Origin of the sequence: Specibacter sp. NPDC057265, assembly GCF_042668835.1 — a bacterium.
In the GTDB taxonomy this organism is placed as follows: Bacteria; Actinomycetota; Actinomycetes; order Actinomycetales; family Micrococcaceae; genus Specibacter.
This window is the reverse complement of record NZ_JBHUYE010000025.1, coordinates 36,680-44,527: the sequence shown is the minus strand read 5'-3', so window position 1 is coordinate 44,527 and position 7,848 is coordinate 36,680. Positions and strand designations below refer to the sequence as shown.

General features: G+C 55.6%; 5 protein-coding genes. All 5 read right to left on the bottom strand.

What is annotated here, in order from left to right:
* Positions 1-1,763: 1,763 nt before the first annotated feature.
* Positions 1,764-2,006: a hypothetical protein gene (locus ACFUCV_RS13900; RefSeq protein ID WP_380816716.1), complete on the bottom strand. Its 243-nt coding sequence runs from the start codon at positions 2,004-2,006 to the stop codon at positions 1,764-1,766.
* A gap of 268 nt (positions 2,007-2,274) precedes the next feature.
* Positions 2,275-2,697 (bottom strand): hypothetical protein, encoded by a 423-nt coding sequence (locus ACFUCV_RS13895; protein ID WP_380816714.1) that lies wholly within the window; start codon positions 2,695-2,697, stop codon positions 2,275-2,277.
* A gap of 2,248 nt (positions 2,698-4,945) precedes the next feature.
* A complete protein-coding gene (locus ACFUCV_RS13890; protein ID WP_380816722.1) occupies positions 4,946-5,959 on the bottom strand; it encodes a ParB/RepB/Spo0J family partition protein in 1,014 nt (337 codons plus the stop codon).
* Between the two features lie 84 nt (positions 5,960-6,043).
* Complete coding sequence (locus ACFUCV_RS13885) at positions 6,044-7,093, bottom strand: ParA family protein (RefSeq protein WP_380816712.1); 1,050 nt, start codon at positions 7,091-7,093, stop codon at positions 6,044-6,046.
* Between the two features lie 73 nt (positions 7,094-7,166).
* The gene (gene rsmG, locus ACFUCV_RS13880; RefSeq protein WP_380816710.1) at positions 7,167-7,805 is read right to left on the bottom strand and encodes a 16S rRNA (guanine(527)-N(7))-methyltransferase RsmG; all 639 of its coding nucleotides are present in this window, start codon (positions 7,803-7,805) and stop codon (positions 7,167-7,169) included.
* Between the last annotated feature and the right edge of the window lie 43 nt (positions 7,806-7,848).

Genomic DNA, 7,848 nt, shown 5'->3' with positions numbered 1-7,848 from the left:
TCAGCCCGGTCGCCTACGAAAACCAGGTCAAGCTCGACCAACTTCAGACGGCAAAAGCCGCCTGACCAACCGTCCACGATTTGCGGATAACCTCACCACGACCAAGAACACTGGCAGCACTGGGACGCGACCCACCCGTCCTGGGACATCCCACCCGAAGAACACATCCCACCCACCTGGACCCCAGACACCGTCCCCCAACCACCCCCAGGCATGTTCCCCGACGAAGAAGAACACGCCAGAGCGAGCGACCATTAACATGGTCATTCATTGTTGTTGGCGTTGCTAAGCTTCGAAGATATGCGTTGAGTTGCCTAAATGTTCTGTTTCACGTGAAACCCCTAGGTTCCCCATTCCGACGTCTATCTGGAACGGTTCCCTAACTAACTGACTAAGAAACGGATGATGGCTGGCACTCGTTACATTCGCTTCCTCGTCGCTCTCAGACATCAAAGAATCAATACATGCATTCATTTCTATGTCACAAATATTGCTGATCGACGCCGGCACAGCAGAGCTCTTCTTGAACGTCCACGGATCTAGGGCTGGGCTGATGGACATACTCCTCCGAGGTTCGTCCCCTGTGGCCAAGGGGGCAACGCTACGACAACTCCAGGTTGCGGTCTTCGTGCGAAGCGAGCCAAGAAGACATCGACAACTTTCTACATATATGAGTCCAACCAGGGTTGGTCACAACAGACGGTCTTAGCGGCCTTCGCCAGCACCATCCTCGCTCGATGAGTATTCGACGTCTTGGGAACCGTGCATTATTGCAATTGAAAACCACAGGTATTACCGCTGGGGGCCAGTACCGTTCAGCATGGGAGCCACCGTCGGCCTCCCGCGGGTCCAGTCTATTCTGGACCGCGGGGATTTTCTGATGGCACGTGTGTTTTCTGCTCAGCGCAGGATGGCGTAGGGGCGTCAGGAGCCCCGGCTCTCCTGTGCGTGGCCGCTGGGGCCGAACCTCTAACGTTGACCTTCTGCAGACGCAGCGTGCAGAACACATAGGGCCGGTCACCCGCGGCGTTCCCGAGGCGCGGACTGCCTACGGAGACGCATCCCATCAGGGCTCCAAGTGTAGGCTGCTCTATCCTCAGCCGGATGGAGTTCGTCGTGGGTTGTCCATGGTAGGCAATACCTGACTGCCTACAAGGGCGAGCGGTCCAGACAGGACCTACTCATGTCGCCGCGCCGGTCACCCCGCCGGCAGATCGGCTCCCGGCAATACCCCTGATGGCTCCCACGGACAATATTTGAGTTTTCCCGTGGTGGTCCTGCGAACAATATTGCGGGCCCCTAAACTGCCAAATATCCACTCGATCGTCCACATGGGTTGGTCATCCAACGAGTTAGCGCAGACGCCTTTCGAGTCAAGGCTAGGAGGATACAGCTAATTAACACCCAAATGTTCCAGTTGCTTAGCCGACAAAAATTCTGATTGCTATGGAAACCCGCATTAGGAATTCTCCCTTTTCACACAGTTAAATGTCGACGTATCGCTGGTTCTTCGTGCTGCCGAGCCGGAAGGAATCTGCTCCCGTGTCGATGACGATTCCTTTGAGTATGTGGCGGTCCACGTTGGCTGCACAGAGGTGTGGATCAGCAAATGCTTTCGTTCCACCGGTGAATGGCTTACCTGATGCAATGGCCGCTGAGCGAGCCGTGGCCAGGGTGTTGATCGTGGCCGGGTTGATGCTCGGATTCTCCTCATAGTCAAAGTCGTCTAACCATTTATCGTTGGGAAAGTTCGCTGTTTTCGCTCACCGGACGGAAGAGCGCCGGTCTCTGTCATCACACTCAGCCAGTAGCAGCCCGGCGATGAATCCCTGGCAGGAGAGTTGTTCCTTCCCGGCCGCGGCCAGGGCTTCCTTGAACACGGAACTGGTCGTGGAAAACCGCGACTGCCGGCGGGCGTGGTCAACGGCAGCAGTGGCAGCCTGCTCGGTCAGGCCACGGCACCGGCGAAGCGTTTGCGAGACAATGCCCGGGGCGCTGGGACTCATGAAATCTCCTACTTAGAAGATGGGTTTAGTGATGGTCGAGGACGGAGTCTGAGTGGTTCGTCGTAACCAGCCGCTCATGGCAACGGCCGTCTATTTGTCGGCAGTCCAGCGATGGTAGCTGCCGAGTCTGCCAGGCGGCGTTGCGTGAGACTGACAACCCGGTGCTCGGGGACTTGGACTTTTGCCTTGGGATGGTAGTCGTGGCGGGCCCACCCAGCATTCCCTTCGAACGCCACCCACTTGGCTTCAACAGCGACAACATCAGCACTTAACCCACCGACAATAAGCGCGGTAGTAATCCCGCCGGGTGGCATCGCAAGCTTCCATGCAACGGTGGAGCAGTAGGACTTCGATAAGCTCTTTTAGTTGCAGTGGTGTCCCCCATCGGTTCTTCGCGCAGCGGCCCAGAAAGCTTCATAAGTGGGAGTAAAGACCCCGGATTCTCGTGCTTGTGCCGGGGCCTGGATCCAGGCAAGGCGCCGGGTTTGATCTGCAGGACCTGCAGGTAGTGATCGACTTGCACGCACTGCCCGCCCCTGGCCGGGGTCCGTGGATGGATGGCGATCAACGTCCTGCCATCGAGGATCATTACCTCGGTAGCACGCAAAGACACCCGGACTTTCCGATTGACATACCGCACCGGCACCAAATACTTCGCTGAACGCACTGTAACCAGGGCGAACCGACCCATGGAATTAGCACCAGACCGGGATCTAACTCTCTACCGGTAATGGTGCCAACAAAGGTTGAGCGAATTTTTGCCCTACCGTGCGAAGTCGGTGGGAGGTCCGGCGCTGATCCTCACCCTAGTCCCAGACCCGCAGCTTTGCATTGGTCTCCACCAAGGAATCAACGATCGGAACCGGTTTGAGGAAGTTTCGGCGGGAATTGTCCCGCCTCCCTTCAACACCACCCATTTCATGGGCGCCCTTGATTCGTGGTTCGCAATAGAAAGAACTAAGACCATGACGAGAACGAAAGCGTACCCGCCGCTCATTCGACACCCGTTGCCTGCCAGCTTTTTACACAACTAGCATGACGGCGGATGGCGTTGTACACGTGGCGCATCCCAGCCCATAATCTACATCCGATCAATCATCGTCCGAAAATGGTTCATTTCCCGAGCTTGTCGGACAGGAAATACTGCCTGAAGCCTGGTCCGCCCGTGCGGGCCTACGAATCGGGTACCTAGTCCCGGGCGTCCTGACGGATGCCAGCGATTATCTCCACCCCCAACTCCATCATGGCCCTCCATCGTTTGAAACACTTGATGAAATCATGCCGGGGTGGACTCAGCCGGCAATGCGATTCGACGCCCTGGGGGCGCCCAGCGGGTCCCAGAGCTGTTAAGGAAGAGTCTCCCAGTAGGCGAGCACCATCAGTTACTAGGAGATTGGAGAGCTCCTGCCCGGCCATAGGCGCCTTATAGAGGGGTTGGGAAGCTACTGTAGTGCTGAGACGCCGTACCCAGCCCTTCTGGCGCCGTAGAGCCTGTCATGGGCCCACCAGGACTTTAGGAATAGTCGGCATAGTCCTGTTGATTTCCGGCCCAGTTTGGTCTTCTGCCCTTAACGCAAGGCTTGGAGTGCCCGACTACAATGCGGGCATGCAGTGGTCATTACAGCAGCTACTGATTCACGGACCAAAAAATGACAACATTGGTCGTTCCCAAGAAAACTGCACGCGAGCAGAGCGGGGTATCCCCTACCGCAAGCAGAAGACCATGCCTTTGATTCAACGACTGGTCCAACGGCCTTACTGCGATTGCATATTTGCTCGCAAGGCGCGCCATCATTGGAAATGAAACTCACCGTGGAATAACACTGAAATTCCCTGTCAGTGCCTAGTGACGATACCCGGAACCGCGTAACCTCAGAGCGCAGGTCTCTGTCGCCTGTGCCGGTCCGATCTGGATTGGCTACTTCCGCAGACTGCTGTAATTGGGGAAGCAAAGGAAGTGCAGGGCACCGGCACAGGCCAGCATCAAGGGGCTACTCTTTGCAGACCTTAACGAGAGCCTTCCACCCGGGTCCGCACGCGGGTTGCCCCGCTGCGGCAAAGTCTCTGCTTTCTTCACCAGCGGTATACGCAGAGGGATTGATACAGACGGATCGGCTCCGTACTGTACCTCGGGTTGGGACAGACAGGTCATTGACAGCGCGATTTTGGCTTTCGATCCGGAAGATGTTCCTAAGGCAGTAGATTGATGCCAGCGAGAATGGGTCAATCAATTGTGGTGGCGGCTCACATCCAGCAAGGTCCAGCGAGGTGACGCCCCCCCACCAATACTGTTCGTACCTTGAGTCATCGAATGCCCGCATAAAATCCATGGTGACTACGAAGCTCAGCAAGGTCGGTGTGTGGAGTATTCAACGGCTTTTAGTTCCACACCTACTGGGGATTCCATTCTCGGCCGCAGTTCACTTCGTCGACCTTTTAAGTTCTTGGTCGCCTTCCACTTCGAAGTTCTCCTCTTACATTGAACGTCCTGGACTTGGTTCCTGGATAGCATTCTTCAGTGACAGCCGTGGCCGTTGGAACAAAAGGAGCCAACAAGCTCTACCTGCATCCGGCGTAGTGGTACGCCTAGGCCGATGCTCCACGTAGTGCATAGGATCGGGACACAAAGCGGTTTGGGGCATACGGGCAATATGTGGTTCTGCCCTGTACAGATAATGATCCGGCGAACCAGGTTTTCAGTTGAACTCACGTTTCTTGGTAATCCCAATGAAGATCACCTGGCGCAACGGGCCATGTTCCACGTGAAACATTGTCGAGGCAGGGCTCGTTGCAGCGGTTTATGGGCCCAATTCCGAAGAAAAATCAGCTCACAGGGTGGCCCAACCAATGAGTCACTCGGACACCCCCCCTGCACGCGCATCAGCTTGGAAAAATCCCGAATGTGTTTCACGTGAAACAATAGTCGGCGAATTGCGGGCCTACGCCCCGTTGGGGCTCAAAACATCCATGATCCTATTCAGATCTTCCACTGACGCAAATTCAATGCTGACCTTACCCTTGCGAGCTCCCAAGGAGATTTTCACATTGGTGTCCAAGCGGTCGGACAAAGAACTGGCCAAAAAATCCAGCCGCTCATGCCGGGGGCTCGGTGTTTTGTTAGACTTGGAACTGCTCGTGGGAGCTTGGTAAAGCTGTACTGCCTCCTCTGTGGCTCTCACCGACATGCCTTCGGCAACGATTCTCTGGGCAAGCTGCTCCATCACGGCAGCTTCCGGCAACGACAACAAGGCACGCGCATGACCAGCCGACAAGACACCTGCTGCGACCCTTCGCTGAACAACCGGCGGCAGCTTCAAGAGACGCAAGGTATTGGACACCTGTGGTCGAGAACGTCCAATACGGTCCGCGAGCTGCTCATGCGTCGTACCAAAATCCTCCAACAACTGTTGGTACGCCGCAGCCTCCTCAAGGGGATTCAACTGGCTCCGGTGTAGATTTTCCAGAAGGGCATCTCGAAGCAAGTTATCGTCAGTGGTCTCACGAACAATAACTGGAATGGTTTCCATACCAGCAGCCTGGCTCGCCCGCCACCGGCGTTCACCCATAACCAGCTCGTAAGGCTGGTCGCCCTTTTCAGGGGACTTGCGCACTACTATCGGCTGCAAGACGCCTATTTCACGAATGGAATGAACCAGTTCGGCCATGTCGTCTTCGTCAAAAACGGTCCGGGGTTGTTTGCGATTTGGGTGAATCTGACCGACTGGAAGTTCCATGAACGTTGCGCCAGGGACAGTCACAAGTTCGCTTGTTTGGCCCCGGTCTTCTGCCCTGGTGGGTGTTCGAGGCTGAGCCGTAGACGTCTTGCGAGCCTTGGACTCGGGGAAAAAGAGATCCACAGGCCGTGTGGGCATCGAGGATGCAGCGTCATCACCTGAAGAACTCGGTATTAGGGCTCCCAAGCCACGGCCAAGACCCCTACGCTTGTCAGTCATAGTGACATCCTCCATTGAATGAACCTTATTGCCATCTGGTTCACATAGTGATCGTAAGTTGCTAAGTGTACATTCATGGTGAAGTTAGACCGAAGACCGTTCAGCCAACTCCGCCGCCGCTTCCAGGTAGGACAGCGCACCTGTGGATGAAGGGTCGTACGTCATGACCGTTTGCTGATAACTGGGGGCCTCGGAAATCCGAACGGACCTGGGAATGAGTGCTCGGAGGACTTGTCGAGGGAAGTGCTCCCGGACGTCAGCAGCTACGTGGGCGGCCAAGTTTGTACGGCCGTCATACATGGTGAGCAGAATAGTGGACACCACAAGATCCGAATTAAGGTGCTTCTGGATCATCTCAATGTTTTTCAATAGCTGGCTCAAACCCTCAAGTGCATAATACTCACACTGTATGGGAATCATTACTTCATTGGCAGCACAAAAAGCGTTGACCGTCAAAAGGCCTAGGCTGGGCGGACAGTCAATAAAAATGAAGTCCAAACGGGGAAGGCGGCTGCTGGCCCGGAACTTGACGTACTCCTCAATGGCGCGGCGCAGCCGCTGCTCTCGTGCAACGAGTGACACTAGTTCTATTTCTGCGCCAGCCAAGTGAATGGTTGCCGGTGCACAATATAGATTTGCTATATCCGGGCACTCGGCAATGACCTCGGCCATGGGAACGTCATTGATCAAAACGTCATAGATACTATCCACCTCGGCATGGTGTGGCACTCCCAATGCTGTGGACGCATTGCCCTGGGGATCAATGTCTATTACTAGGACTTGAAGGCCAGCCGAGGCCAAGGCTGCAGCCATATTGACGGTGGTCGTCGTTTTCCCGACACCACCCTTTTGGTTTGCCACGGTCAGTATGCGTGTCTTGCCGGGGCTGGGCAACCGCTTCCCCAGCAGCTTTTCTCGACGCTTGGTTTCGCTGACCAACTGGCTGGCAATCGGGCTATTGTGATCGAAGTCAATATCCAATGGACTGACAGCCGTTGACGTTGTTTCACGTGAAACGTCTGCTTTTACCCGAGAGGAATCAACCATTTTAGGCTGATTCGAGACGCCGGAACGTGCTGATCCCAAGGTCATGAACGGAGGGATCCGTTGCGAAGCCGCTTCGCTGCTGGTCACGCTGACACTCTCACTTTCTCTGGCATGGCTTGCCGCTCTCTAGCCTATCGGTTCCCGCGGTGGATTGAGTCCGTCAACGACGCGTCACCTGGACCCGAACCACTGTCGTGGGTTCTTCCAAAATGTCCTCGCCGGCCAATATTATCTCGGTCCTGACCCCGCCCAGCTTTTTCAGCACCTTCGCTGCCTTGTCAATTTCACCTTCCGCGCTGCGGCCCTTAATAGCCAGAAGTTGGCCCTGCCCTTTGAGTAAAGGGATGGTCAAAGGAGCCAAAGTATTCAGGGCGGAGACCGCGCGCGCAGTGACCACGGAACACTCGACCTTTCCTATGGCGGCTTCTGCCCGGGATCGAATGATTTCAACGTTGTTCAAACCAAGGTCTGTAATGACCTCTTCCAACCAGACAACGCGGCGTTCCAAAGGCTCTATGAGTGTCAAGTACAAATCAGGCCGTGCAATTGCCAAACAAAGGCCCGGCAGCCCCGCGCCGCTGCCTACGTCAGCCACCTTGGCGCCGTCTTCAATGAGATCTGCGACAACGGCACAGTTCAGCACGTGCCGGCTCCACAATCGCGGAACCTCTCGAGGTCCAATAAGGCCGCGCTCGATTCCGGAGGTGGCCAAGTGCTCGACGTATCGTTTGGCTAGTTCCAGCCGGTCCCCAAAGATGCGCCTTGCCGCAACGGCTTCCTGAACAGTCAATTCCACCAAAATTTGTATCCTCTAAACACATAAAGTTTTGATCCCGGCCACC